Source organism: Paracoccus aestuarii, from assembly GCF_028553885.1.
Classification (GTDB): Bacteria; Pseudomonadota; Alphaproteobacteria; order Rhodobacterales; family Rhodobacteraceae; genus Paracoccus; species Paracoccus aestuarii.
The window spans coordinates 678,565-703,130 of sequence record NZ_CP067169.1; the positions used below are offsets into that span (position 1 = coordinate 678,565).

34 protein-coding genes are annotated in these 24,566 nt (G+C 65.2%); 32 read left to right on the top strand and 2 right to left on the bottom strand.

Features of this window, described 5'->3' with window-relative positions:
* Positions 1 to 18: 18 nt before the first annotated feature.
* Entirely contained in the window at positions 19 to 636 is a 618-nt protein-coding gene (locus tag JHW48_RS03455) for a Hint domain-containing protein (protein WP_272835748.1), read from the bottom strand.
* Between the two features lie 717 nt (positions 637 to 1,353).
* On the opposite strand from JHW48_RS03455, the gene JHW48_RS03460 reads away from it, so the two are divergent.
* The 26 genes from JHW48_RS03460 (at position 1,354) to rpmD (ending at position 18,914) form a co-directional block, all read left to right on the top strand.
* Complete coding sequence (locus tag JHW48_RS03460) at positions 1,354 to 2,565, top strand: NADP-dependent isocitrate dehydrogenase (RefSeq protein ID WP_119885026.1); 1,212 nt, start codon at positions 1,354 to 1,356, stop codon at positions 2,563 to 2,565.
* Positions 2,566 to 2,751: 186 nt separating this feature from the next.
* Complete coding sequence (gene purQ, locus JHW48_RS03465; RefSeq protein WP_119885025.1) at positions 2,752 to 3,420, top strand: phosphoribosylformylglycinamidine synthase subunit PurQ; 669 nt, start codon at positions 2,752 to 2,754, stop codon at positions 3,418 to 3,420.
* An 81-nt stretch (positions 3,421 to 3,501) separates the two neighbouring features.
* A complete protein-coding gene (locus JHW48_RS03470; RefSeq protein ID WP_419182408.1) occupies positions 3,502 to 5,277 on the top strand; it encodes a sensor histidine kinase in 1,776 nt (591 codons plus the stop codon).
* Between the two features lie 19 nt (positions 5,278 to 5,296).
* Positions 5,297 to 6,622 (top strand): sigma-54-dependent transcriptional regulator, encoded by a 1,326-nt coding sequence (locus JHW48_RS03475; protein WP_119885024.1) that lies wholly within the window; start codon positions 5,297 to 5,299, stop codon positions 6,620 to 6,622.
* 367 nt (positions 6,623 to 6,989) lie between these two features.
* The gene (gene metZ, locus JHW48_RS03480; RefSeq protein ID WP_119885023.1) at positions 6,990 to 8,177 is read left to right on the top strand and encodes an O-succinylhomoserine sulfhydrylase; all 1,188 of its coding nucleotides are present in this window, start codon (positions 6,990 to 6,992) and stop codon (positions 8,175 to 8,177) included.
* 51 nt (positions 8,178 to 8,228) lie between these two features.
* Positions 8,229 to 9,191 (top strand): GTP cyclohydrolase FolE2, encoded by a 963-nt coding sequence (folE2, locus tag JHW48_RS03485; protein ID WP_119885022.1) that lies wholly within the window; start codon positions 8,229 to 8,231, stop codon positions 9,189 to 9,191.
* A 330-nt stretch (positions 9,192 to 9,521) separates the two neighbouring features.
* On the top strand, positions 9,522 to 9,830 hold the full coding sequence (gene rpsJ / locus JHW48_RS03490) for a 30S ribosomal protein S10 (protein WP_042247848.1): 309 nt from the start codon (positions 9,522 to 9,524) through the stop codon (positions 9,828 to 9,830).
* A gap of 11 nt (positions 9,831 to 9,841) precedes the next feature.
* Positions 9,842 to 10,735 carry a 50S ribosomal protein L3 gene (gene rplC / locus JHW48_RS03495; protein ID WP_119885021.1) on the top strand — a complete coding sequence of 298 codons (894 nt, stop codon included), beginning with the start codon at positions 9,842 to 9,844 and terminating at the stop codon, positions 10,733 to 10,735.
* The gene (gene rplD, locus JHW48_RS03500; protein ID WP_119885020.1) at positions 10,735 to 11,355 is read left to right on the top strand and encodes a 50S ribosomal protein L4; all 621 of its coding nucleotides are present in this window, start codon (positions 10,735 to 10,737) and stop codon (positions 11,353 to 11,355) included. Before rplC ends, rplD begins: the two co-directional genes overlap by 1 nt.
* Positions 11,352 to 11,648: a 50S ribosomal protein L23 gene (locus tag JHW48_RS03505; RefSeq protein WP_119885019.1), complete on the top strand. Its 297-nt coding sequence runs from the start codon at positions 11,352 to 11,354 to the stop codon at positions 11,646 to 11,648. The genes rplD and JHW48_RS03505 overlap by 4 nt, the downstream gene beginning before the upstream one ends.
* 95 nt (positions 11,649 to 11,743) lie before the next feature.
* On the top strand, positions 11,744 to 12,583 hold the full coding sequence (gene rplB, locus JHW48_RS03510) for a 50S ribosomal protein L2 (RefSeq protein ID WP_119885018.1): 840 nt from the start codon (positions 11,744 to 11,746) through the stop codon (positions 12,581 to 12,583).
* A gap of 3 nt (positions 12,584 to 12,586) precedes the next feature.
* Positions 12,587 to 12,865, top strand: a complete 279-nt coding sequence (rpsS, locus tag JHW48_RS03515; protein WP_119751637.1) for a 30S ribosomal protein S19 — start codon at positions 12,587 to 12,589, stop codon at positions 12,863 to 12,865.
* Positions 12,866 to 12,870: 5 nt separating this feature from the next.
* Entirely contained in the window at positions 12,871 to 13,251 is a 381-nt protein-coding gene (gene rplV / locus JHW48_RS03520; RefSeq protein ID WP_042247864.1) for a 50S ribosomal protein L22, read from the top strand.
* The gene (gene rpsC, locus JHW48_RS03525) at positions 13,251 to 13,961 is read left to right on the top strand and encodes a 30S ribosomal protein S3 (protein ID WP_119885017.1); all 711 of its coding nucleotides are present in this window, start codon (positions 13,251 to 13,253) and stop codon (positions 13,959 to 13,961) included. The genes rplV and rpsC overlap by 1 nt, the downstream gene beginning before the upstream one ends.
* A 12-nt stretch (positions 13,962 to 13,973) precedes the next feature.
* Positions 13,974 to 14,387, top strand: coding sequence for a 50S ribosomal protein L16 (gene rplP, locus JHW48_RS03530; protein WP_119885016.1), 414 nt, complete (start codon positions 13,974 to 13,976; stop codon positions 14,385 to 14,387).
* 203 nt (positions 14,388 to 14,590) lie between these two features.
* On the top strand, positions 14,591 to 14,797 hold the full coding sequence (gene rpmC, locus JHW48_RS03535) for a 50S ribosomal protein L29 (RefSeq protein WP_119885015.1): 207 nt from the start codon (positions 14,591 to 14,593) through the stop codon (positions 14,795 to 14,797).
* 12 nt (positions 14,798 to 14,809) lie between these two features.
* A complete protein-coding gene (rpsQ, locus tag JHW48_RS03540; protein WP_119885014.1) occupies positions 14,810 to 15,055 on the top strand; it encodes a 30S ribosomal protein S17 in 246 nt (81 codons plus the stop codon).
* Between the two features lie 92 nt (positions 15,056 to 15,147).
* A complete protein-coding gene (gene rplN / locus JHW48_RS03545; RefSeq protein ID WP_022708219.1) occupies positions 15,148 to 15,516 on the top strand; it encodes a 50S ribosomal protein L14 in 369 nt (122 codons plus the stop codon).
* The gene (rplX, locus tag JHW48_RS03550) at positions 15,516 to 15,821 is read left to right on the top strand and encodes a 50S ribosomal protein L24 (protein WP_119885013.1); all 306 of its coding nucleotides are present in this window, start codon (positions 15,516 to 15,518) and stop codon (positions 15,819 to 15,821) included. The genes rplN and rplX overlap by 1 nt, the downstream gene beginning before the upstream one ends.
* Entirely contained in the window at positions 15,821 to 16,381 is a 561-nt protein-coding gene (rplE, locus tag JHW48_RS03555) for a 50S ribosomal protein L5 (RefSeq protein WP_119885012.1), read from the top strand. The genes rplX and rplE overlap by 1 nt, the downstream gene beginning before the upstream one ends.
* Before the next feature lie 19 nt (positions 16,382 to 16,400).
* Positions 16,401 to 16,706 (top strand): 30S ribosomal protein S14, encoded by a 306-nt coding sequence (rpsN, locus tag JHW48_RS03560; RefSeq protein ID WP_119885011.1) that lies wholly within the window; start codon positions 16,401 to 16,403, stop codon positions 16,704 to 16,706.
* A gap of 16 nt (positions 16,707 to 16,722) precedes the next feature.
* The gene (rpsH, locus tag JHW48_RS03565) at positions 16,723 to 17,115 is read left to right on the top strand and encodes a 30S ribosomal protein S8 (protein WP_119885053.1); all 393 of its coding nucleotides are present in this window, start codon (positions 16,723 to 16,725) and stop codon (positions 17,113 to 17,115) included.
* A 10-nt stretch (positions 17,116 to 17,125) separates the two neighbouring features.
* Positions 17,126 to 17,659, top strand: coding sequence for a 50S ribosomal protein L6 (gene rplF, locus JHW48_RS03570; protein WP_119885010.1), 534 nt, complete (start codon positions 17,126 to 17,128; stop codon positions 17,657 to 17,659).
* Between the two features lie 12 nt (positions 17,660 to 17,671).
* Positions 17,672 to 18,031: a 50S ribosomal protein L18 gene (rplR, locus tag JHW48_RS03575; protein WP_119885009.1), complete on the top strand. Its 360-nt coding sequence runs from the start codon at positions 17,672 to 17,674 to the stop codon at positions 18,029 to 18,031.
* 121 nt (positions 18,032 to 18,152) lie between these two features.
* Positions 18,153 to 18,719, top strand: a complete 567-nt coding sequence (gene rpsE / locus JHW48_RS03580) for a 30S ribosomal protein S5 (protein WP_119885008.1) — start codon at positions 18,153 to 18,155, stop codon at positions 18,717 to 18,719.
* A 6-nt stretch (positions 18,720 to 18,725) separates the two neighbouring features.
* Entirely contained in the window at positions 18,726 to 18,914 is a 189-nt protein-coding gene (gene rpmD / locus JHW48_RS03585; RefSeq protein WP_119885007.1) for a 50S ribosomal protein L30, read from the top strand.
* 64 nt (positions 18,915 to 18,978) lie between these two features.
* Here rpmD and JHW48_RS03590 read toward each other — a convergent pair whose 3' ends face one another.
* Entirely contained in the window at positions 18,979 to 19,611 is a 633-nt protein-coding gene (locus JHW48_RS03590; RefSeq protein ID WP_119885006.1) for a hypothetical protein, read from the bottom strand.
* Positions 19,612 to 19,844: 233 nt separating this feature from the next.
* Between JHW48_RS03590 and rplO the strand changes: the two genes are divergently transcribed.
* From rplO to JHW48_RS03620, 6 genes are all read left to right on the top strand, one after another.
* Positions 19,845 to 20,321, top strand: coding sequence for a 50S ribosomal protein L15 (gene rplO, locus JHW48_RS03595; protein WP_119885005.1), 477 nt, complete (start codon positions 19,845 to 19,847; stop codon positions 20,319 to 20,321).
* A 110-nt stretch (positions 20,322 to 20,431) separates the two neighbouring features.
* On the top strand, positions 20,432 to 21,802 hold the full coding sequence (gene secY, locus JHW48_RS03600; RefSeq protein ID WP_119885004.1) for a preprotein translocase subunit SecY: 1,371 nt from the start codon (positions 20,432 to 20,434) through the stop codon (positions 21,800 to 21,802).
* 63 nt (positions 21,803 to 21,865) lie between these two features.
* On the top strand, positions 21,866 to 22,438 hold the full coding sequence (locus tag JHW48_RS03605; protein ID WP_419182409.1) for an adenylate kinase: 573 nt from the start codon (positions 21,866 to 21,868) through the stop codon (positions 22,436 to 22,438).
* A 180-nt stretch (positions 22,439 to 22,618) separates the two neighbouring features.
* Positions 22,619 to 22,987, top strand: coding sequence for a 30S ribosomal protein S13 (gene rpsM / locus JHW48_RS03610; RefSeq protein ID WP_119885002.1), 369 nt, complete (start codon positions 22,619 to 22,621; stop codon positions 22,985 to 22,987).
* A gap of 12 nt (positions 22,988 to 22,999) precedes the next feature.
* The gene (gene rpsK / locus JHW48_RS03615; protein WP_119885001.1) at positions 23,000 to 23,389 is read left to right on the top strand and encodes a 30S ribosomal protein S11; all 390 of its coding nucleotides are present in this window, start codon (positions 23,000 to 23,002) and stop codon (positions 23,387 to 23,389) included.
* Between the two features lie 114 nt (positions 23,390 to 23,503).
* Positions 23,504 to 24,520, top strand: a complete 1,017-nt coding sequence (locus JHW48_RS03620) for a DNA-directed RNA polymerase subunit alpha (protein WP_119885000.1) — start codon at positions 23,504 to 23,506, stop codon at positions 24,518 to 24,520.
* Positions 24,521 to 24,566: the final 46 nt, after the last annotated feature.

Sequence of the window (24,566 nt, forward strand, 5' to 3'; positions counted from 1 at the left end):
GGCCGGCGCGGGAGCCTGTCAGCCGACCAGGGCGTGGTCGTTTGCGGCGTGGCGTTCGGCCAGCTTGCGGACCTTGGGGCCGCGCGCCAGCGTCCGGGCCGGTGCGGGGGCCGCGTCCAGCAGGCCGGGGAACAGGGCCTCGATCTCGGCCACGGCATCGGGGCCGATGGCCTGCAGCGCCTGCCGCCCGGGATAGAGCGATTCCGTCGGCGCCCCGTTCGAGGTCAGGATGTGATGCGCATCCAGCATCAGGTGGTGATAGGTGACGCCAGACAGGTCGTCATCCACCGACACGCCCGGCAGATCCGTCAGGTGCTTGGCCGGAACCAGCAGTTCCGTCGTGCCGAACATCCGCTCGGCGATGGCCGAGGAGACCAGGACCCGGTGCTGCGGCGACACGCGCAGCGCCGCCGAGGGCATCCCCACGCCGAGCGCGCCGGCCTCGATGCGGATCGGGCGCAGACGGTCGCCCGCCTGCAGGACCGCCGCCGGCACCGCGGAGGCACCGCACCAGCGCAGGGGCTGGGCGCCCGCGTCGCGGGTCATGACCATCATGCCGGGGCGCAGATCCTCGACCGCGACATCGCCCTGCGGCGTGCGGATCATGGTGCCGCCGGCAAAGCAGACGATTTGCACGTCGTAGACGCTAGGACTGAACGAAACCTTCGCGGCGTATGTATTCGCAGGTAACGATGTCGCCGAGAGGATCTCTACGGACTGCAACTCGTTGATGCCGCTCCACGCAGCGACCTGATCCCGGGATGGGCGGAAAAACATGTCTCCGTTGTACATTTGGATCAAGACGCCCGTCTGCTGGACGACGCTGCCATCGGGCTGGGTCAATGCGTATCTGACCTGCATAAACCCAGTGATGGCCGTATATTTCGCCTGACCCGTCGCCGGATCGGCATAGGCCATCACGCTGTAGCCGTTCGGATCATGTGTGTACGATGGCGCATAGGCGTATTCAGTTCCATACTGGGTCTGAATCTTGCGTTCCGATCCGAAAACGTCGACAGGTTTAATCTGGTCCGATCCGAATGCCTTATACCCTACGATTCCGTTCGCTTCGTTCGTGGTCGCTGGCGTTCTCCAGTCCGAGTTTATCTGTGGTTGGTTGCCAAACCACATCCATGTGACCGAGCTGGACATATGCACCTCAAAAGAAAAGCCCGCGCATGTCACCTTCGCGCCCTCAGGCAATAAATGCAAAAGTCGTAAGTCGACCAATTGAGTAGAATTTTACAGGTCAGCTTCGCGCCGCTTGGCATACAATCGCATACCGTCTTTTCAACAGGGCCGGATCGCGCTATGGGGGGGGCATTCGAAATCCAATGCCAAAGGGGGACCCCCATGTCGAAGATCAAGGTCGCCAATCCCGTCGTCGAGCTTGACGGCGACGAGATGACGCGGATCATCTGGGACTTCATCAAGCAGAAGCTGATCCTGCCCTATCTGGACGTTGACCTGAAATACTATGATCTGGGCATTGAGGAGCGTGACCGCACCGACGACCAGATCACCGTGGACGCCGCCGAGGCGATCAAGAAATACGGCGTCGGCGTCAAATGCGCCACGATCACCCCCGACGAGCAGCGCGTCGAGGAATTCGGCCTGAAGAAAATGTGGCGTTCGCCCAACGGGACGATCCGCAACATCCTGGGCGGCGTGATCTTCCGCGAGCCGATCATCTGCAAGAATGTGCCCCGGCTGGTCCCGGGCTGGACGCAGCCGATCATCGTCGGCCGCCACGCCTTCGGCGACCAGTACCGCGCCACCGACTTCCGCTTCCCGGGCGCCGGCAAGCTGACGATCAGGTTCGTGGGCGAGGATGGCGAGACGATCGAGCACGAGGTCTTCAACGCGCCCTCATCGGGCGTGACCATGGCAATGTACAACCTGGACGATTCGATCCGCGACTTCGCGCGCGCCTCGATGAACTATGGCCTTTCGCGCGGCTATCCGGTCTATCTGTCGACCAAGAACACGATCATGAAGGCCTATGACGGCCGCTTCAAGGACATCTTCCAGGAGGTCTACGAGGCCGAGTTCGAGGACCAGTTCAAGAAAGCCGGCATCCACTACGAGCACCGCCTGATCGACGACATGGTGGCATCGGCGATGAAATGGTCGGGCGGCTATGTCTGGGCCTGCAAGAACTATGACGGCGACGTGCAGTCGGACACCGTCGCGCAGGGCTTCGGCTCGCTTGGCCTGATGACCTCGGTGCTGATGACGCCGGACGGGAAGATCGTGGAATCCGAGGCCGCGCACGGCACCGTGACCCGCCACTACCGCGAGCATCAGAAGGGCAACGCGACCTCGACCAACTCGATCGCGTCAATCTTTGCCTGGACGGGTGGTCTGAAGCACCGCGCCAAGCTGGACGACAATGCCGAGCTGATGCGCTTTGCCGAGACGCTGGAGAAGGTCACCGTGCAGGCGGTCGAGGACGGCCACATGACCAAGGACCTGGCGCTGCTGGTGGGTCCGGACCAGAAATGGCTGACCACCATGGGCTATCTCGAGAAGGTGGACGAGTACCTGAACAAGGCTCTGAACTGATCCAAGGGGGAGGCCGGGCATGCGCCCGGCCTTCTTGCCTCCGGCGGGGGTATTTCGGCAACGGAGAGGCGCATTCTCCGTTGCCGAAATACCCCGGGGGAATCGCCGAAGGCGATGGGGGCTGGCCCCCTTTCTTCGCAAGCCGACCTGCGCTATTGCGATGCCATCCCATACAGGAGCCCTGCGATGAAAGCCGCCGTCATCACCTTTCCCGGATCAAACTGCGACCGCGACCTGGCGGTGGCGCTGAGCCAGGCGGGGGCCGATGTGACCCGCATCTGGCACAAGGATGACGCGCTGCCCGACGGGATCGACCTGGTCGCGGTGCCGGGCGGGTTCTCGTTCGGGGATTACCTGCGCTGCGGTGCCATCGCGGCGCAGTCGCCCATTGCGGGCGCGCTGCGCGCCCATGCGGAACGGGGCGGCTACATGATCGGGATCTGCAACGGCTTTCAGGTCCTGACCGAGCTGGGCGTGCTGCCCGGCGCGCTGATGCGCAACACCGGGCTGACCTTTCTGTGCAAGCCGGCCACCCTGCGGGTCGAGACGCGTGACAGCGCCTTCACCGCCGGATACGCGGCGGGCCAGGTGATCACCGTGCCCGTCGCCCATCACGACGGCAACTACCAGATCGCACCCGAGGGCCTGGAGGCGCTGCGGGCCGAGGATCGGGTCGCCTTCACCTATGCGCCTGCCGTCAACGGATCGGTCGCCGATATCGCCGGGGTGCTGTCGGCCAACCGCCGGGTGCTGGGGATGATGCCCCATCCGGAACGTGCGGCCGATCCGGCGACCGGCGGGACCGATGGCGCGGCGCTGTTCCGGGGCCTGGTGCAGGGCCTGGCCACGGCCTGACTTGAGCCGCGCGGCCATTGGCCTTAGATTGCGCGGATCGGATCAGGCGGGACGGACCCGGCATTGGCCAGCGACGATCACATCGAGGACCGGGCCGAGAGGCGGCGGAGCAGGGGGCCGCAGCCGGTCAATCCCTGGTGGCTGCGCGCGACCATCGTCGCGATCGTGCTGACCGCGCTCGGCACGATCTGGACCACGAATTTCTGGCTGACCGACCGGTTCTCCGAGAATACGCGAGTGCGGTCCGAGCTGCGGCTGGCGCTCTATTCCGGCAACCTGATGTCCGAGCTGCAGCGCAATTCCGTCGTGCCCCTGCTGCTGGCGCGCGATCCCGCGCTGATATCGGCGCTGGCGGGGAACGATTTCTCGACCACCTCGGCGCGGCTGATGACCGCCCAGAAAGAGATCGGCGCGGCCTCGATCCGGCTGCTGGACGCCTCGGGCCGTGTGGTGGGCGCGACCGACCGCTATCAGATTGGCACGAACAGCGTCGCCGCCCCCTATTACGTCGAGGCGCTGCGGTCGCGCGACACGGTCTTCACCGTGTCGGAGATGGCCTCGGGCGCCCATGAATTCGCTTATTCCCGCGCCGTCGTGTCCGAGGGGCGGACGCTCGGAGTCATCGTCGTGGGGGCCGACCTGACCCGGCTGGAGCGGTCCTGGGCCGGCATTTCCGACGCCGTCGCCGTCACCGACAGCGAGGGCGTCATCATCCTGTCGACCGAGCCGCGCTGGCGCGGGCTGACCATGCCCGAGGCCTTGGCGGTAAGGTCCGCGCCCTCGGCCATCCGGCGGGCCTTCCAGGTGACGGCGGATTGGACCTCCAGCCCGGCGGATGCCTATGTCCAGGGCCGCGCCGTCATGCAGGCCGAGGCGCGGGTCCCGTTCCGCGGCTGGCGGATGATCAGCTTCACCGCCTATTCATCCGTGCGCGAGCGGGTGAACGCGATCCTGGCGCTGCAGATCATGGGATTCGCGATCCTGCTGGCGGGGGCCTTCTGGCTGCTGTCACGGCGCGCGCGGATCCAGTCCCAGGCTTACCTGCGCGAATCGAACGACCTGCGCGCGCTGAACGCCCGCCTGACGCGCGAGATCGCGGAACGCGAGCGTGTCCAGAAGGAGCTGCGCGTCGCCGAACAGACCGTCCAGCAATCCTCGAAGCTGGCCGCCTTGGGCGAGATGTCGGCGGGCGTCAGCCACGAGCTGAACCAGCCCTTGGCCGCGATGAAGACCTATCTGGCGGGCGCGCGCCTGCTGCTGCAGCGCGGCCGCCCGGAGGAGGCGCTGTCCAGCTTTCAGCGCATCGACGACCTGATTGACCGGATGGGCGCGATCACGCGCCAGCTGAAATCCTATGCCAGGAAGGGTGGCGAGGCGGTGGAGCCCGTCGATCTGCGCGCCGCGGTCAGCAGCGCCCTGACCATGATGGAGCCGCAGCTGCGCACGCGGCCGATCCGTATCATCCGCAACGTGCCGCGCGACCGGGTGATGGTCATGGCCGACCGCATCCGGCTGGAACAGGTGCTGATCAACCTGCTGCGCAATGCCGTGGATGCGGTGCGCGGCCGCCCCGAGGCCACGATCGAGATCGCGGTCGAGGCGGGCTCTCACGCCTATGTGTCCGTTCGCGACAACGGTCCGGGTGTCTCGGACCTGGAAAAGCTGTTTGAACCCTTCTGGACGACCAAGAAGCCCGGCGAGGGCACGGGGTTGGGGCTGGCGATCTCGTCCACGATCGTCGCCGATTTCGGCGGTCGCCTGACCGCCCATAACGAAACCGAAGGCGGCGCCGTCTTCCGGGTCGAGCTGCCCTTGCACCGACCCGGCGCGCCCCGCCAGGCCTTGGCGGCCGAATGATGGAAAAAGAGGAACAAGAATGTCCCGCAAGCTGAAGATTGCCATCGTGGACGACGAACCCGACATGCGCGAATCGATCAGCCAATGGCTGGTTCTGTCGGGCTTTGACACCGAGACCTTCGCCAGCGCCGAGGATGCGCTGAAGGTCATCGGCCCCGACTGGCCCGGCGTCGTGGTCAGCGACATCCGCATGCCCGGCATGGACGGCATGGCCTTCCTCAAGCGCCTGATGGGGCTGGACAGCAGCCTGCCGGTCATCATGATCACCGGCCATGGTGACGTGCCCATGGCGGTCGAGGCGATGCGGATCGGCGCCATGGATTTCATGGAGAAGCCCTTCAATCCCGACCGGATGACCCAGCTGGCCAAGAAGGCCACGCAGGCGCGCCGCATGACGCTGGACAACCGTGCGCTGCGCCGCGACCTGTCCGAGGGTCAGCAGGTCATGTCCAAGTTGATCGGTGCCAGCCCGGTGATGGAGCGCCTGCGCGAGGATATCCTGGACTTGGGCCAGGCCGACGGCCATGTGCTGATCGACGGCGAGACCGGCACCGGCAAGACGCTGGTGGCCCATGCGCTGCATGCCGTGGGGCCGCGCGCGTCCAAGAAGTTCGTCCCCGTCAGCTGCGCCGCCTATAATGACGAGGCGCTGGCCGCGCGCCTGTTCGGCCCCATCGAGGACGGGCTGCCCGCCGTCGAGGAGGCCCGCGCCGGGACGCTGTGTCTTGAGGATATCGAGGCGCTGTCCGAGGCGTTGCAGGCCCGCCTTCTGGCCTTCATCAGCGATCAGGGCACGCCGGCCGAGACCCGCATCATCGCCATCAGCAATGCCCGCGGCGAGGGCCGCAAGGCCGAGGATTCGCTGCGCCCCGACCTGTTCTACCGCCTCTCGGCGCTGAAGGTGACGCTGCCGCCGCTGCGCGCGCGGGGCGAGGACATCCTGGCGCTGTTCACCCGCATGACCGAGCAGTTCAGCGAGGAATACGGCTGCGAGCCCCCCCAGGTCAGCGCGCAGGAGGCCGCCCAGCTGCTGCAGGCGCCTTGGCCCGGCAATATCCGCCAGCTGATCAACGTGGCCGAACGCGCCGTCCTGCAGAACCGCCGCGGATCGGGGTCGATCGCGTCGCTGCTGATGGCCGATGGCGAGGACAACCAGCAGGCCACCACGACCGAGGGCAAGCCGCTGAAGGAATATGTGGAAAGCTTCGAGAAGATGCTGATCGACAACACCATGCGCCGCCACAAGGGCAGCATTGCCGGCGTCATGGAAGAGCTGTGCCTGCCGCGCCGCACCCTGAACGAGAAGATGGCCAAATACGGCCTGCAGCGGGGCGATTACCTCTAGCGGCGGTGACGGGCAGATCCGGTCCCTGGGTTCGTGAAACCAAACAAAAGCGGTACTGACAAAGACGAACCGCAGGGACCTAGTCGAGCACTGGTGAACATGACCTGCAGGCGCAGGAACAGGGAACTGCGTTTTATGCGGTGGCTGGACTGTGCCATCCTGTCCGCCACCCCAAACTACGACAAATGGATGGCGAAACAATCTGTCTCTTTCGGCAGGTGGTTTTTCTATGTCGATGATTTGCATGGATTTCTCTGCATCTTGTGCAATTTGTCGCCAAGCCGACAGTTCCCCCGCGTCACCGTCGGACCTTGCGCCGCCCGCGCGGGGGGATTACCCCGCGCCTGATCCAGGGAAAGGCAGGCCGATGACCATTCCGTCCGACAAGACGTTCCACCCCCGCACCCAGGCCGTCCATCACGGCACCCGCCGCAGCCAGTATGGCGAGATGGCCGAGGCGATCTTTCTGACCCAGGGCTTCGTCTATCCCGATGCCGCCGCCGCCGAGGCGCGGTTCCAAGGCACCGGCCCGGACGAATTCATCTATGCCCGCTATGGCAACCCGACCAGCCGCATGTTCGAGGACCGCATCGCCGCGCTGGAGGGGACCGAGGACGCCTTCGCCACCGCCAGCGGCATGGCCGCGGTCAACGGCGCGATGTTCTCGATGTGCAAGCCGGGCGATCACGTCGTGGCGGCGCGCGCGCTTTTCGGGTCCTGCCTCTATGTGCTGGACCTGCTGGCCCGTTTCGGGGTCGAGGTCAGCTATGTCGACGGCACCGATCTGGACCAATGGGCCGCGGCCATCCGCCCCGGCACGCGCGCGGTCTTCTTCGAGAGCGTGTCGAACCCGACGCTGGAGGTGATCGACCTAGCGGCCGTGGCCAGGCTGGCCCATGCGGCCGGGGCGATGGTGGTCGTCGACAACGTCTTTGCCACCCCGGTCTTTTCGCGCGCGGTGGAACAGGGGGCCGATGTGGTCGTCTATTCCGCGACCAAGCATATCGACGGGGGCGGGCGGGCGCTGGCCGGGGTCATCTGCGGCACGCGCCATTTCGTGCGCGAGGTGGCCGAGCCCTATCTGAAGCATACCGGCGGTGCGATCAGCCCCTTCCACGCCTGGATCATGCTGAACGGCTTGCAGACCATGGATCTGCGCGTGCGCGCCCAGGCCGATGCGGCGGCCAGCATCGCGGCGGCGCTGCACGGCCATCCGGCCCTGTCGCGGGTCGTCTATCCGGGTCTGCCCGATCATCCCCAGCACGATCTGGCGATGCGCCAGATGGGCTCGGGCGGCACTATGATCGCGATCGAGCTGGCCGGCGGCAAGGAGGCCGCCTTCGCCGCGCTGGACCGGCTGCGGATCATCGCCATCTCGAACAATCTGGGCGATGCGAAATCCATCGTCACCCATCCCGCGACCACCACCCATCAGCGCCTGTCCCAAGAGGATCGTGACCATCTGGGCATCACGCCGGGCCTGCTGCGCCTGTCCGTGGGGCTGGAGGATGCCCGCGACCTGACCCAGGACCTGATGCAGGCGCTGGACGGCTGACAAGCGCGCCATTCGGCCCTATATGGGCCCTGACATCCCCGGAGAGGCCGCATGACCGAGATCCGCCCCCTCAGCCCCGCCTATCCGGCGCTGGCGCGCAGCTATGACGACCAGTTCCGCGTGGATCCGGCCTACAAGGCCGGGCTGCCGGACCTGCAGAACGGCCCGGCCAGCCTGATCGTGGGCGCCCGGGCGGCGATCCAGCATGTGGGCATCTCGAATTTCCGCCTGCCGATCCGCTATCTGACCCGCGAGGGCGGCGAGATCGCGCTGGAGACCAGCGTCACCGGCACCGTCAGCCTGGAGGCCGACCGCAAGGGCATCAACATGTCCCGCATCATGCGGTCCTTCTATGGCCATTCGGAAAGCGCCTTCAGCCTGACCGTGCTGGAAGCGGCGCTGGACGATTACAAGACCGATCTGGACGCGCTGGACGCGCGGATCCAGATGCGGTTCTCCTATCCGATGCGGGTGGACAGCCTGCGGTCCGGCCTGTCCGGCTGGCAGTATTACGACATCGCGCTGGAGGTGATCGAGCAGGGCGGGCGGCGGCTGCGGGTCATGCATGTGGATTATGTCTATTCCTCGACCTGCCCCTGTTCGCTGGAGCTGTCCGAACATGCCCGCCAGACCCGCGGGCGGCTGGCCACGCCCCATTCGCAGCGTTCCGTCGCGCGGCTGTCGCTGGTGATGGAAGGGCCGGACCGCATCTGGTTCGAGGATGTCATCGACCTGTGCCGCCGCGCCGTGCCGACCGAGACCCAGGTCATGGTCAAGCGCGAGGACGAGCAGGCCTTTGCCGAGCTGAACGCCGCCCATCCGATCTTTGTCGAGGATGCGGTGCGGGCCTTTGCCGGCCAGCTGCTGGCCGATGCGCGGATCGGCGATTTCCGGGTCATCGCCAGCCATCAGGAATCGCTGCACTCCCATGATGCGGTCAGCCTGCTGACCAGCGGCCCGACCTTTGCCCAGGCCTCGCTGGATCCCGCGACCTTTGCCGGGCTGCGCGCCTAGCCGAGCAGGGCGGCCCTCCGGCATTCCCGATTCTGGTGATCGGCCGGTCCCGCACCGGCCCTGTCCCTGTCACAATTGCCTCATGATCCGGCCCGGGCCATAGCGGCCCGCGCGGCCGGGCACAATCGCCGCCAGCCCGCTTGACCGCTGCCCTTCGTCGGGGTAAAGGACCGCCACTGTGACCGGCGCGCGACGAACAGGCGCGAATCGGTTCCCTGTGTCGGGCCGCCAACCCATGGGCGGCCTGCTGCTATTTTTACGGTCCGATGCTGGCGCCGCGCGGTGCGATGTCAGCCTCTCGACTGGAACTCCCCACCAGAGGGAAGTGACATGCAAAGCCAGAACATCCGGATCCGGTTGAAGGCGTTTGACTATCGCGTGCTGGATGCCAGCACCCAGGAGATCGTCAACACGGCCAAGCGCACCGGCGCGACCGTCCGCGGCCCGATCCCGCTGCCGAACAAGATCGAGAAATTCACGGTTCTCCGCGGTCCGCATATCGACAAGAAGTCGCGCGACCAGTGGGAGATCCGCACCCACAAGCGCCTGCTGGACATCGTCGATCCGACCCCGCAGACCGTTGACGCCCTCATGAAGCTCGACCTCGCCGCCGGCGTGGATGTCGAGATCAAGGTCTGAGGAGGCACGACATGTTGCGTACTGGTGTAATCGCCAAGAAACTGGGCATGACGCGTCTGTTCCTCGAGGATGGCCGTCAGGTTCCCGTGACCGTTCTGCAACTGGACGGCCTGCAGGTCGTCGCGCAGCGCACCGCCGCCACTGACGGCTATACCGCCGTCCAGCTGGGCGCCGGCGCCGCCAAGGCCAAGCGGACCACCGCCGCCATGCGCGGTCACTTCGCCAAGGCCTCGGTCGCGCCCAAGCGCAAGATCGCGGAATTCCGCGTGGCCGAAGAGAACCTGATCAATGTCGGTGAGGAGATCACGGCTGACCACTATTTCGCGGGTCAGTATGTGGACATCGCCGGCACCTCGATCGGTAAGGGCTTTGCGGGCGCGATGAAGCGTCACAACTTCGGTGGTCTGCGCGCCTCGCACGGCGTGTCGATCAGCCACCGCTCGCACGGTTCGACCGGCCAGTGCCAGGACCCCGGCAAGGTGTTCAAGGGCAAGAAGATGGCGGGTCACCTGGGTGCCGTCCGCGTCACCACGCAGAACCTGCAGGTCGTCAAGACCGATGCCGACCGTGGCCTGATCATGGTCAAGGGTTCGGTTCCGGGTTCGAAGGGTGGCTGGGTCACGATCAAGGACGCCGTCAAGAAGGCGACGCCCGAGAACCTGATCTATCCGGCCGCGCTGAAATCCGCCGCCGACGAAGCCAAGCGCCTGGCCGAGGAAGCCGCCGCCGCCGCGGCAGCCGAGGAAGAGGCCGCCCGCGAGGAGGCCGCCCGTCTGGCCGCCGAGCAGGAGGCCGCCGCCCTGGCCGAGGCCGAGGCCTCGATCGCGTCGGACAAGGAAGCCGCCGATCCGAACGCCGATGCGCCGGTTGCCAATGACGACGACGCGCCGGAAGGAGACAAGTGATGAAACTTGATGTGATCAAGCTGGATTCCGGCGCCGCCGGGTCGATCGAGCTGGCCGACGACATCTTCGGGCTGGAGCCGCGTGGCGACATCCTGCAGCGCGTCGTCCGCTGGCAGCGCGCCAAGGCGCAGGCCGGCACGCATTCGGTGCTGGGCAAGTCCGAGGTCAGCTACTCGACCAAGAAGATCTATCGCCAGAAGGGCACCGGCGGCGCACGCCACGGGTCCAAGAAGGCCCCGATCTTCCGTCACGGTGGCGTCTACAAGGGTCCGACCCCGCGTTCGCACGCGTTCGATCTGCCCAAGAAGGTCCGCGCCCTGGGCCTGCGTCACGCGCTGTCGGCCAAGGCCACCGCGGGTGAACTGGTCATCGTCGAGGACCTGAACCTGGCTGATGCCAAGACCGCCGCCGTCGCCAAGGCCGTGAAGGAAAACGGCTGGAAGCGCGTGCTGGTGATCGACGGTGCCGAGGTCAACGAGGGCTTTGCCCGCGCCGCCCGCAACATCGAAGGCGTGGACATCCTGCCGTCGATGGGTGCCAACGTCTATGACATCCTGAAGCGTGACACCCTGGTCATCACGCGCGCCGGTGTCGAAGCTCTGGAGGCTCGTCTGAAATGACCGCGAAAGCCGAACATTACGACGTGATCGTCAAGCCGATCATCACCGAAAAGGCCACCATGACGTCCGAAAACAACGGCGTCGTGTTCCAGGTCGCCAAGGATTCGAACAAGCCGCAGATCAAGCAGGCCGTCGAAGCCCTGTTCGGTGTGAAGGTGAAGGCGGTCAACACCACCATCACCAAGGGCAAGACCAAGCGCTTCCGCGGCCAGCCCGGCCGTCGCAGCGACGTCAAGAAGGCCTATGTGACCCTGGAAGAGGGCCACAGCATCGACGTGTCGACCGGTCTCTGACAGCCGGATCCGATCTGGCGGCCCCGGAGCGATCCGGGGTCGCCGCATTTGACTGAAACGGACCACCCTGGTCCAAAGCAACGGAAGACAGAAAGATGGCATTGAAGTCGTACAAACCGACGACGCCTGGCCAGCGCGGGCTGGTTCTGATCGACCGTTCGGAGCTTTGGAAAGGTCGCCCGGTCAAGAGCCTCACCGAGGGTCTGACCAAGAAAGGCGGCCGGAACAACACCGGACGGATCACCATGCGGCGCCAAGGCGGCGGCGCGAAACGCCTGTATCGCATCGTCGATTTCAAGCGCACCAAGTTCGACATCGCGGCCGTGGTCGAGCGGATCGAATACGATCCCAACCGCACCGCCTTCATCGCGCTGGTGAAATACGAAGACGGCGAGCAGGCCTATATCCTGGCGCCGCAGCGTCTGGCCGTGGGCGACAAGGTCGTCGCCGGCGCCAAGGTCGACGTGAAGCCCGGCAACGCCATGCCCTTCAGCGGCATGCCGATCGGCACGATCGTCCACAACGTCGAACTGAAGCCCGGCAAGGGCGGCCAGATCGCCCGTTCGGCAGGCACCTATGCCCAGTTCGTCGGACGCGACGGTGGTTATGCCCAAATCCGCCTGTCTTCAGGCGAGCTGCGTCTGGTCCGCCAGGAATGCATGGCGACCATCGGCGCCGTGTCGAATGCCGACCATTCGAACCAGAACCTGGGCAAGGCCGGCCGCAACCGCCACAAGGGCATCCGTCCCAGCGTCCGCGGTGTCGCCATGAACCCGATCGACCACCCGCATGGTGGTGGTGAAGGCCGCACCTCGGGTGGCCGCACGCCGGTCACGCCCTGGGGCAAGGACACCAAGGGCAAGAAGACCCGCAGCAACAAGGCGACCGACAAGTACATCTTGCGTTCGCGTCACGCGAAGAAGAAGGGGCGCTGACCTATGGCACGTTCTGTTTGGAAAGGCCCCTTTGTTGACGCCTATGTGCTCAAGAAGGCGGAGAAGGCCCGTGAGTCGGGGAAATCCGACGTCATCAAGATCTGGTCGCGCCGGTCGACCATCCTGCCGCAATTCGTCGGCCTGACCTTCGGCGTCTACAACGGGCACAAGCACATCCCGGTGAACGTCTCCGAAGAGATGATCGGTCAGAAGTTCGGTGAATACTCGCCCACGCGCACCTATTACGGGCACGCGGCCGACAAGAAAGCCAAGAGGAAGTAATCGTCATGGGTAAGGAAAACAATCCGCGCCGCGTGGCGGAGAACGAGGCCTTCGCGAAGACGAAGATGCTTCGCACCTCGCCGCAGAAACTGAACCTCGTGGCCCAGCTGATCCGCGGCAAGAAGGTGGACAAGGCCCTGGCCGACCTGACCTTCTCGCACAAGCGGATCGCGGGCGACGTGAAGAAGTGCCTGCAGTCGGCCATCGCGAATGCCGAGAACAACCACGGTCTGGACGTCGACAACCTGGTCGTCGCCGAGGCCTGGGTCGGCAAGAACCTGGTGATGAAGCGTGGCCGTCCGCGGGCACGTGGCCGGTTCGGCAAGATCATGAAGCCGTTTTCGGAAATCACCATCAAGGTGCGCCAAGTCGAGGAGCAAGCGTAATGGGTCAGAAGGTCAATCCGATCGGCATGCGCCTCCAGGTCAACCGCACCTGGGACAGCCGCTGGTACGCCGACGACAAGGACTATGGCAATCTGCTGCTTGAAGACCTGAAGATCCGGGACTTCATCAAGACGGAAGCCAAGCAGGCCGGCGTCAGCCGCGTGATCATCGAGCGTCCGCACAAGAAGTGCCGCGTCACGATCCACGCTGCCCGCCCCGGTGTCATCATCGGCAAGAAGGGTGCGGATATCGAGGTGCTGCGCAAGAAGCTGGCGAACTTCACCGACAGCGAGCTGCACCTGAACATCGTCGAAGTGCGCAAGCCCGACGTCGATGCGCAGCTGGTCGCGGAATCGATCGCACAGCAGCTGGAGCGTCGCGTGTCCTTCCGCCGCGCGATGAAGCGTTCGGTCCAGAACGCGATGCGCATGGGTGCCCTGGGCATCCGCGTGAACGTCGCGGGCCGTCTCGGCGGTGCCGAGATCGCGCGGACCGAATGGTATCGCGAGGGCCGCGTGCCCCTGCATACTTTGCGTGCCGATATCGACTATGCGCTGGCCGAAGCCACGACCCCCTATGGGATCATCGGCGTCAAGGTGTGGATCTTCAAGGGCGAGATCATGGAACATGATCCCCAGGCCCGCGATCGCCGCGCCGCCGAGGCTCAGGAAGGCCCGGCCCCTCGCGGCCCGCGCCGCGACGCCCGGTAAGGAGAAGAACAGATGCTGCAACCGAAACGGACGAAGTTCCGCAAACAGCACAAGGGCCGCATCCACGGCGAAGCCAAGGGCGGGTACAACCTGAACTTCGGCTCCTACGCCCTGAAGGCGACCGAGCCCGAGCGCGTCACCGCGCGCCAGATCGAGGCGGCCCGCCGCGCGATCACGCGCCACATGAAGCGCCAGGGCCGCGTCTGGATCCGGATCTTCCCGGATGTCCCGGTCTCGTCGAAGCCGACCGAGGTGCGGATGGGTAAGGGCAAGGGTTCCGTCGATTTCTGGGCGGCCCGTGTCCATCCCGGCCGGATCATGTTCGAGATCGACGGCGTGAACGACACGATCGCCCGCGAGGCGCTGCGCCTCGGCGCGATGAAGCTGCCGGTCCTGACCCGCATCGTGGCGCGCGAGGACTGGTAAGTCCCGCCCGCCCGGGCACAGATCACCGCAGGGGCCCCGCCGATCCGTCGGCGGGGCCCTTGTTTTCCCGGCTTTCCGGGGATTGGGGCTTGCCAAGACCTGCACCAGCCTGTATGGGCAGGCCTTCATCATGAAACTCCACCGGAATCAGGGTGGCCCTGGGCATCAGGGGCTCTCCGGTGATGTTGAAAGGAACACGCGTCATGGACGCCAAGGAACTGTCGGCGAAAACGCCCGACCAGCTGAAGGACCAGCTGGTCGCCCTGAAGAAAGAGGCCTTCAACCTGCGCTTTCAGCAGGCCACCGGCCAGCTCGAGAGCACGGCGCGCATGCGGACCATCCGTCGCGACGTCGCCCGTGTGAAGACGATTCTGAACCAGAAAGCGGCCGAAGCCGCGGCCTCGAACTAAGGAGCCCGGCCCATGCCCAAGCGTATTCTGCAAGGCCGCGTCACCAGCGACAAGAACGAACAGACCGTCACCGTCCTGGTCGAACGCCGCTTCAAGCACCCGCTGCTGCACAAGACCGTGCGGTCGTCCAAGAAATACCGCGCGCATGACGCGCAGAACCAGTTCAAGGTCGGGGACCTCGTTCGCATCGTCGAATGTGCCCCGATCTCGAAGACGAAACGCTGGACTGTCCTGACGGACGAAGCGGCTACCGCCTGAAGTCCATCATCACAGATCAGAAATGATCGAAACCCTGGGGCCGCCCCCATTCAAGAGACAGGGCGCGGTCCCCAAAGGTCGGGAGAAACCAAATGATCCAGATGCAGACCAATCTGGATGTTGCTGACAACTCCGGCGCTCGCCGGGTTCAGTGCATCAAGGTCCTGGGTGGTTCGCACCGTCGCTATGCGTCGGTGGGCGACATCATCGTCGTGTCCGTCAAGGAAGCCATCCCGCGGGGCCGGGTCAAGAAAGGTGACGTCCGCAAGGCCGTCGTCGTCCGCACCGCGAAAGAAGTGAACCGTGAAGACGGCACCTCGATCCGCTTCGACCGCAACGCCGCCGTCATCCTGAACAACCAGGGCGAACCGGTCGGCACCCGTATCTTCGGGCCGGTCGTGCGCGAGCTGCGTGCCAAGAACTTCATGAAGATCATCTCGCTCGCTCCGGAGGTGCTGTGATGGCTGCCAAGCTGAAGAAGGGCGACAAGGTCGTCGTGCTGGCCGGCAAGGACAAGGGCAAGCAGGGTGAGATCACCGCTGTCATGCCCAAGGACAACAAGGCCATCGTGGACGGCGTGAACGTCGCCATCCGCCACACCAAGCAGTCCCAGAACAGCCAGGGCGGCCGCGTGGCGAAGGCCATGCCGATCGACCTGTCGAACCTGGCGCTGATGGACAAGGACGGCAAGGCGACCCGCGTGGGCTTCCGCATGGAAGACGGCGCGAAGGTCCGTTTCGCCAAGACCACGGGAGACGTGATCTGATGCTGGACGCAACCAAGTACACGCCCCGCCTGCGCGCGGAGTTCCGTGACAAGATCAAGGCCGCGCTGAAGGAAGAGTTCGGCTACAAGAACGATATGCAGATCCCGCGTCTGGACAAGATCGTCCTGAACATGGGCGTCGGCGAAGCCGTCAAGGACACCAAGAAGGTCAAGCAGGCCGCCGAGGAGCTGTCGCTCATCGCCGGTCAGAAGGCTGTCATCACGCATGCCAAGAAGTCGATCGCCGGCTTCCGCGTCCGTGAGGAGATGCCGCTCGGCTGCAAGGTGACCCTGCGCGGCGACCGCATGTACGAATTCCTGGACCGCCTGATCAACATCGCGCTGCCGCGCGTCCGCGACTTCCGCGGCGTGAAGCCGACCTCGTTCGACGGTCGGGGCAACTATGCGATGGGTCTGAAGGAACAGATCGTGTTCCCGGAAATCAACTTCGACAAGGTCGACGAAGTTCTGGGGATGGACATCATCATCTGCACCACCGCGACGACCGACGCGGAAGCGAAGTCGCTGTTGAAGCATTTCAACATGCCGTTCACCAGCTGATCGCGGAGGGAAAGAAGATATGGCAAAGAAATCCATGATCGAGCGCGAGAAGAAGCGCGAGCGTCTGGTCAAGCAGTACGCCTCCAAGCGTGCCGACCTGAAAGAGATCATCAACGACCAGTCCCGTCCGATGGAAGAGCGGTTCAAGGCCTCGCTGAAGCTGGCCGAACTGCCGCGCAACTCGTCGGCGACGCGTCTGCACAACCGGTGCCAACTGACCGGTCGTCCGCATGCGTATTACCGCAAACTGAAACTGTCGCGGATCATGCTGCGCGAGCTGGGCTCGCAAGGTCAGATCCCCGGCCTGGTCAAGTCCAGCTGGTAAGGGGGCATACAGAATGATGAACGATCCTCTCGGCGATATGCTGACCCGCATCCGCAATGCGCAGATGCGCGGCAAATCGACCGTCCGCACCCCCGCCTCCAAGCTGCGTGCCTGGGTTCTGGACGTGCTGCAAAGCGAAGGTTACATCCGCGGCTACGAGGAAGTGACCACCGAAGCCGGCCATAAGGAGCTGGAAATCGGCCTGAAATACCACGACGGAAGCCCGGTCATCCGGGAACTGTCGCGCGTGTCCAAGCCCGGTCGCCGCGTCTATGCCGGTTCCAAGGAAATCCCGCAGGTCCGTCAGGGTCTGGGCGTCTCCATCGTCTCGACTCCCAAGGGCGTCATGTCGGATGCAGCGGCTCGCAACGCCAATGTCGGCGGCGAAGTCCTCTGCACCGTGTTCTAAGGAGGGCGGAATGTCTCGGATTGGTAAGAAGCCGGTCGAACTGCCCAAGGGCGTGACGGCCGAGATCAAGGGTCAGACCATCGAAGTTAAGGGGCCGAAAGGCACCCGCAGCTTCACGGCGACCGATGATGTGGACCTGACCCTGGAAGAGGGTTCGGTTTCGGTGAAGCCGCGCGGCACGTCCAAACGTGCCCGCCAGCAGTGGGGCATGACCCGCTCGATGATCGAGAACCTGGCGACGGGCGTCTCGACGGGCTTCAAGAAGGAGCTGGAGATCCAGGGCGTGGGTTACCGCGCCAACATGCAGGGCAATGTCCTGAAGCTGGCTCTGGGTTATTCGCATGACGTGAACTTCGAGGTGCCGGAAGGCGTCACGATCACGTCGCCGAAGCAGACCGAAATCGTTGTGGAGGGCATCGACCAGCAGCTGGTTGGTCAGGTTGCCGCGAACATCCGCGAGTGGCGCAAGCCTGAGCCCTACAAGGGCAAGGGCATCCGCTACAAGGGCGAGTATGTCTTCCGCAAGGAAGGCAAGAAGAAGTAAGGGGCGCATGAAATGGCACTGAAAAAGCAAGAGCTGTTCCAGAAGCGCCGCCTGCGCGTGCGGAACAAACTGCGGGCGATGTCGAACGGCCGTCCGCGGTTGTCGATCCACCGGTCGTCGAAGAACATCTCGGTTCAGGTCATCGACGACCTGAACGGCGTGACCCTGGCCTCGGCCAGCACGCTGGAGAAGGATTTCGGCCTGGTGGGCAAGAACAACGTCGAGGCCGCCGCCAAGATCGGCACCGCGATCGCCGAGCGTGCGAAGGCCGCCGGCGTCGAGGAAGTGGTCTTCGACCGCGGCGGCTTCATCTTCCACGGCAAAGTCAAGGCTCTGGCCGACGCCGCCCGTGAAGGTGGCCTGAAGTTCTGATGTTGCGGGCGGCGCTTTCGGGCGCCGCTCCGATGACCCGGGGGCGGACGGTTTCGGTCGCCCGCCCACCTGGGTTGATGTGATCGGCGCCAAGCGCGCGCCAACCAGGAAGGAATGCCTCATGGCAGAACGTGACAACCGCCGGGGTCGCCGCGACGAGCGCGAAGAGAACCCGGAATTCCAGGATCGCCTCGTCGCGATCAACCGCGTTTCGAAAACCGTCAAGGGCGGCAAGCGCTTCGGCTTTGCGGCGCTCGTCGTCGTGGGCGACCAGCGCGGCCGCGTCGGCTTCGGCAAGGGCAAGGCCAAGGAGGTCCCCGAGGCCATCCGCAAGGCCACCGAGCAGGCCAAGCGCAACCTGATCCGCGTCCCGCTGCGCGACGGCCGCACCCTGCATCATGACATGGAAGGCCGCCACGGCGCCGGCAAGGTCATCATGCGGACCGCCGTTCCCGGTACCGGGATCATCGCGGGCGGCCCGATGCGCGCCGTCTTCGAGATGCTGGGCGTCCAGGACGTCGTGGCCAAGTCGCAGGGGTCGCAGAACCCCTACAACATGATCCGCGCCACCCTGGATGGCCTGAAAAAGGAATCGAGCCCCCGTTCGGTCGCGCAGCGTCGCGGCAAGAAGGTGGCCGACATCCTGCAGCAGGACACCAAGCCGGCTGCCGAAGCCGTCGAAGCCTAAGGAGCCATCATGGGAACCATCGTCGTCAAGCAGATCGGCAGCCCGATCCGCCGCCCCGCCATCCAGCGCGAGACGCTGAAGGGTCTGGGCCTGAACAAGATGCATCGCACGCGGGAACTGGAGGACACGCCTTCGGTCCGCGGCATGGTCAACAAGATCCCGCATCTGGTGACCATCATCGAAGAAAAGAACTGAGGCCCGTCAGGCCCTGTTCATCGAAACGCCCCGCCGATCGGCGGGGCGTTTTGCGTTCCGGACCTCAGTCCTCCTCGCGGCAGGCATAGAGCGTGCCGCCCACGGCCACGACCGACACGGCCGCCCCGGTCAGCAGCACGGGCGATGCCGCCACGGCCGCCGCCGCCCCGCCGAGCGAGGCCAGCGCCCCGGAGATCGCGCTGCCGGTGCCGTTCAGGATGACCGCGCCCGACCCGTCGGGCAGGGCCTGCAGCCCCTGGACCGACCGCCGCGCGGCCGCCCCGGTCAGGGCATTGGCGGCCGCCGTGGTCTGGTTCACCCGCCGACAGACCGAGCGCGACGCTGCGCGGCACTGGCCCAGGCTGTCGCGGGCGCCCAGGTCATAGCCGATCACCGAATCGCTGGCCTTGTCATGGCGCAGGCAGAAGGGCTGGCGTTCCTCGTCGGTCAGTTCCGGCGTCAGGCTGCGCAGCACCACATAGCTGGGGCAGTCGTGGCGCCCGACGCGGGCGGCCAGGGCCTGCCTGCGGGTGAAGCTGTCATCCTGGCGCGCCTCGGCGGGGTCATAGGCCATCACGACGTCGCGGTCGTTGATGCGCGCGGTGCAGAAGACCGGCTCGGCCAGGGCGGGGGCCGCGGTCAAGGTTGCGGTCAGGGCCGCGGTCAGGGCGAAAAGGGAAAGGGTCAGGCGCCTCATGGGGGTGTCCTGTCGGTTGCGTCTGCATCGATGACTGGGGCAGGGGGGCGCGGCGCTCAAGACACAAGATGGTGTCATGGCCCCGCGGGGCGGGCGGCGTTGCAGGATTGCTTGAATGCCGCGGCGATCGGGTGTATTGCGCCCCGGTGCCTCAGGGCACAGTGATTCAACAAGCAAGAAAAGCCGTGGCCCCCTGTTTCGCTTCGAGGGTGCGTCCGGCAAGGAGAAGCGACATGAAACTGCATGAAATCCGCGACAATGACGGCGCCAACCGCACCAAGAAGCGCGTCGCCCGCGGCCCCGGTTCGGGCAAGGGCAAGACCGCAGGCCGCGGCATCAAGGGCCAGAAATCGCGTTCGGGCGTCGCGCTGAACGGTTATGAAGGCGGCCAGATGCCGCTCTATCGCCGTCTGCCCAAGCGTGGCTTCACCGCGCCCAACACCAAGAGCTTCGCCGTCGTCAACCTGGGCATGATCCAGGGCTTCATCGACGCGGGTAAGATCGACGGCTCCGCCGAGCTGACCGAGGATGCGCTGGTCGCCTCGGGCCTCGTGCGCCGCAAGCTGGACGGCATCCGTCTGCTGGCCAAGGGCGAACTGAAGGCCGGCCTGACCATCAGCGTCACCGGCGCGTCGAAGGCCGCCATCGAGGCGGTCGAGAAGGCCGGCGGCAAGGTCCAGTTGGCCGCGCCCAAGGCGGCGGCCGAATAAGCTGTTGATCGGGGCGCGCGCGCCCCATAGATAGCATTCAGGTTTTCAGGCGCCGCCGGTCCCCGCGAAAACGGGTCGGCGGCGCTGTCATGACACGGGACGGACTTCATATGGCGTCAGCCGCAGAACAGATGGCCGCGAACCTCTCCTGGGGGCAGCTCGGCAAGGCCACGGAACTTCGCCAGCGGATCTGGTTCACAATCGGCGTGCTGATCATGTACCGCGTCGGCACCTATATCCCCGTGCCCGGCATCGACGGCGCGGCGCTGCGCAACTTCATGGACCAGGCCTCGACCGGGATCGGCGGGATGCTGTCCATGTTCACCGGCGGCGCGCTTGGCCGGATGGGCGTCTTTGCCTTGGGCATCATGCCCTATATCTCGGCCTCGATCATCGTGCAGCTGCTGACCTCGATGGTCCCGTCGCTGGAGCAGCTGAAGAAAGAGGGCGAGCAGGGCCGCAAGAAGATCAACCAGTACACCCGCTACGGCACGGTCGCGCTGGCGCTGTTCCAGGCCTATGGCCTGGCCCGAAGCCTTGAGGCGGGGGGCCTGGCGCATGAGCCGGGGCTGTTCTTCCAGGCATCGGTCGTGATCACGCTGGTCGGCGGCACGATGTTCCTGATGTGGCTGGGTGAACAGATCACCGCGCGCGGCGTCGGCAACGGCATCTCGCTGATCATCTTCGTGGGAATCCTGGCGGAAATTCCGGCGGCGCTGGCGACCTTCTTCCAGCAGGGCCGGTCGGGCGCGATCTCGACCCCGGTGATCCTGTTCGTGATCGTCATGCTGATCGCCGTCATCGCCTTCGTCGTGTTCATGGAGCGCGCGCTGCGCAAGATTCGCATCCAGTATCCCCGGCGCCAGGTCGGCATGAAGGTCTATGACGGCCAGACCAGCCACCTGCCGGTCAAGGTGAACCCGGCGGGCGTGATTCCGGCGATCTTCGCGAGCTCGCTGCTGCTGTTGCCGATCACGATCTCGACCTTCTCGGGGAATGAGACGGGGCCGGTCATGTCGCTGGTGCTGGCATATTTTGGGCCGGGACAGCCGCTCTATCTGCTGTTCTTCGCGGCGATGATCATCTTCTTCACCTATTTCTACACCCAGAACGTGTCCTTCAAGACCGAGGACGTGGCCGAGAACCTGAAGAACCAGGGCGGCTTCATTCCCGGCATCCGGCCCGGCAAGCGGACCCAGGATTATCTGGACTATGTCGTGAACCGCGTCCTGGTGATCGGTTCGGCCTATCTGGCCGCCGTCTGCCTGATGCCCGAGATCCTGCGCGACCAGTTCTCGATCCCGGTCTATCTGGGCGGCACCTCGGTGCTGATCGTGGTCTCGGTGACGATGGACACGATCAACCAGGTCCAGAGCCATCTGCTGGCCCATCAATACGAAGGGCTGATTGAGAAATCCCAGCTGCGTGGTAAGCGCAAGCCGGGGACGGCGAAACCGCGCCGCACACCGTCGCGCCGCTGAGGGCGCGGCGGGACCGAAAGGGCCGAAATTAATGGCCAGCCTGAGGGGGACAGACGCATGACCATCAACATCATCCTGTTGGGACCGCCGGGTGCCGGCAAGGGCACCCAGGCCAAGCGTCTGGTGGATGAACGCGGCCTGGTGCAGCTGTCCACCGGCGACATGCTGCGGGCCGCCCGGTCCTCGGGGACCGAGATGGGCAAGCGCGTGGCCGAGGTCATGGACCGGGGCGAGCTGGTCACAGACGAAATCGTCATCGGCCTGATTCGCGAACAGCTGGACCGCGGCGGCAAGGGCTTCATCTTTGACGGCTTCCCCCGGACGCTGGCCCAGGCCGACGCCCTGGGCCGCCTGCTGGAGGAGACCGGCATGAAGCTGGACGCGGTGATCGAGCTGCAGGTCGATGACGAGGCCTTGGTCGGCCGGATCGTCAAGCGCGCCGAGGAGAGCCGCGCCGCGGGTCAGGAGGTCCGCCGCGACGACACGCCCGAGGTCTTTGCCGACCGGCTGCGGGAATATTACAAGAAGACCGCGCCGCTTCTGGGCTACTATTACGCCAAGGGCGATCTTCAGGCGGTGGACGGCATGGGCGCGATGGATGACGTCGCCGAGGCCATCGCCGCCAAGCTGCCCTGAGGCGGCATCAGGCCCCGGCGCTTGACGGCGGGGCCGACTGCCGCTAGATCACGGCATCTCGCAAGAGAATCACCCGGTCCGCGGGTGGATCATCGATTTGGCCCGAAGGCATGGCTTTCGGGCCTTGCGTTGTGAAAAAAGGTTCCGGCGTTACGGAACCGCAACTGAAAAGGAAAACGCGTGGCTCGTATTGCTGGCGTCAACATTCCGACGGGGAAACGCGTCCCCATCGCACTGACCTATATCCACGGCATCGGCGACATGTTCGCCGAACAGATCTGCGAGGCGACCGGCATCGACCGCACGCGCCGCGTCAATGAACTGTCGGATGCCGAAGTCCTGTCGATCCGCGAATATATCGACGCCAACCTGACCGTCGAGGGCGACCTGCGCCGCGAAGTCCAGATGAACATCAAGCGCATGATGGATCTGGGTTCGTATCGCGGCCTGCGCCACCGTCGCGGCCTGCCCGTGCGCGGTCAGCGCACGCATACCAACGCCCGCACCCGCAAGGGCCCGGCGAAACCGATCGCCGGCAAGAAGAAGTAAGGGGGCAGCGACATGGCACGTGACAAGACCCGCATGAAGCGCAAGGAACGCAAGAACATCGCCGCTGGCGTTGCTCATGTGAATTCGAGCTTCAACAACACCAAGATCCTGATCTCGGACGTCCAGGGCAATGCGATCGCATGGTCCTCGGCCGGCACGATGGGCTTCAAGGGGTCGCGCAAATCGACCCCCTATGCCGCCCAGATGGCCGCCGAGGATGCCGGCCGCAAGGCGCAGGAACACGGCGTCCGCACGCTGGACGTCGAGGTCCAGGGCCCCGGCTCGGGCCGCGAATCGGCTCTGCGCGCGCTGGCCGCGGCCGGCTTCAACATCACGGCCATCCGTGACGTGACGCCGATCGCGCATAACGGCTGCCGCCCGCCCAAGCGCCGTCGCGTCTGATCGCGGATCATCAATGACCGGCCCCCGCCTTTTCGCGGGGGCCGGGCTTATGCATTTCACCTCGGGCGTTTCCGGCCACGGTCATGGGTCGGGGACAGGTATGGAGGAAAATCCATGATCCACAAGAATTGGGCCGAACTGATCAAGCCGACCCAGCTGGTCGTCAAGCCGGGCGCCGACGCGACCCGCACCGCGACCCTGGTCGCGGAGCCGCTGGAGCGGGGCTTCGGCCTGACGCTTGGCAACGCGCTGCGCCGCGTGCTGATGTCGTCGCTGCAGGGCGGTGCCATCACCGCCGTCCAGATCGACAATGTCCTGCATGAATTCAGCAGCGTCGCCGGCGTCCGCGAGGACGTGACCGACATCGTTCTGAACCTGAAGGGCGTCACCCTGAAGATGGATGTCGAAGGCCCCAAGCGCCTGACCCTGTCCGCCAAGGGTCCGGGCGAGGTCAAGGCCAGCGACATCCAGGAAACGGCCGGCATCACCGTGCTGAACCGCGACCACGTCATATGCCACCTGGACGACGGCGCCGAGCTGAACATGGAACTGACCGTGCAGACGGGCAAGGGCTATGTCGCCGCCGACAAGAACCGCCCCGAGGATGCGCCCATCGGCCTGATTCCGATCGACGCGATCTTCTCGCCGGTCAAGCGCGTCAGCTACGAGGTTCAGCCGACCCGCGAGGGCCAGGTGCTGGATTACGACAAGCTGACGATGAAGATCGAGACGGACGGCTCGCTGACCCCCGAGGACGCCGTGGCCTATGCCGCGCGCATCGTCCAGGACCAGCTGTCGGTCTTCGTGAACTTCGACGAACCCGAATCGGCGACCCGCCAGGACAGCGACGACGGGCTGGAATTCGACCCGCGCCTGCTGAAAAAGGTCGACGAGCTGGAGCTGTCGGTCCGTTCGGCGAACTGCCTGAAGAACGACAACATCGTCTATATCGGCGACCTGATCCAGAAGACCGAGGCCGAGATGCTGCGGACCCCGAACTTTGGCCGCAAGTCCTTGAACGAGATCAAGGAAGTGCTGTCGGGCATGGGACTGCACCTGGGCATGGATGTGGTCGACTGGCCGCCGGAGAACATCGAGGACCTGGCCAAGCGTTTCGACGACCAGTTCTGAGATATCGGCGGGGGGTGACCCCCGCCGGATATGGGCATCCGCCCCA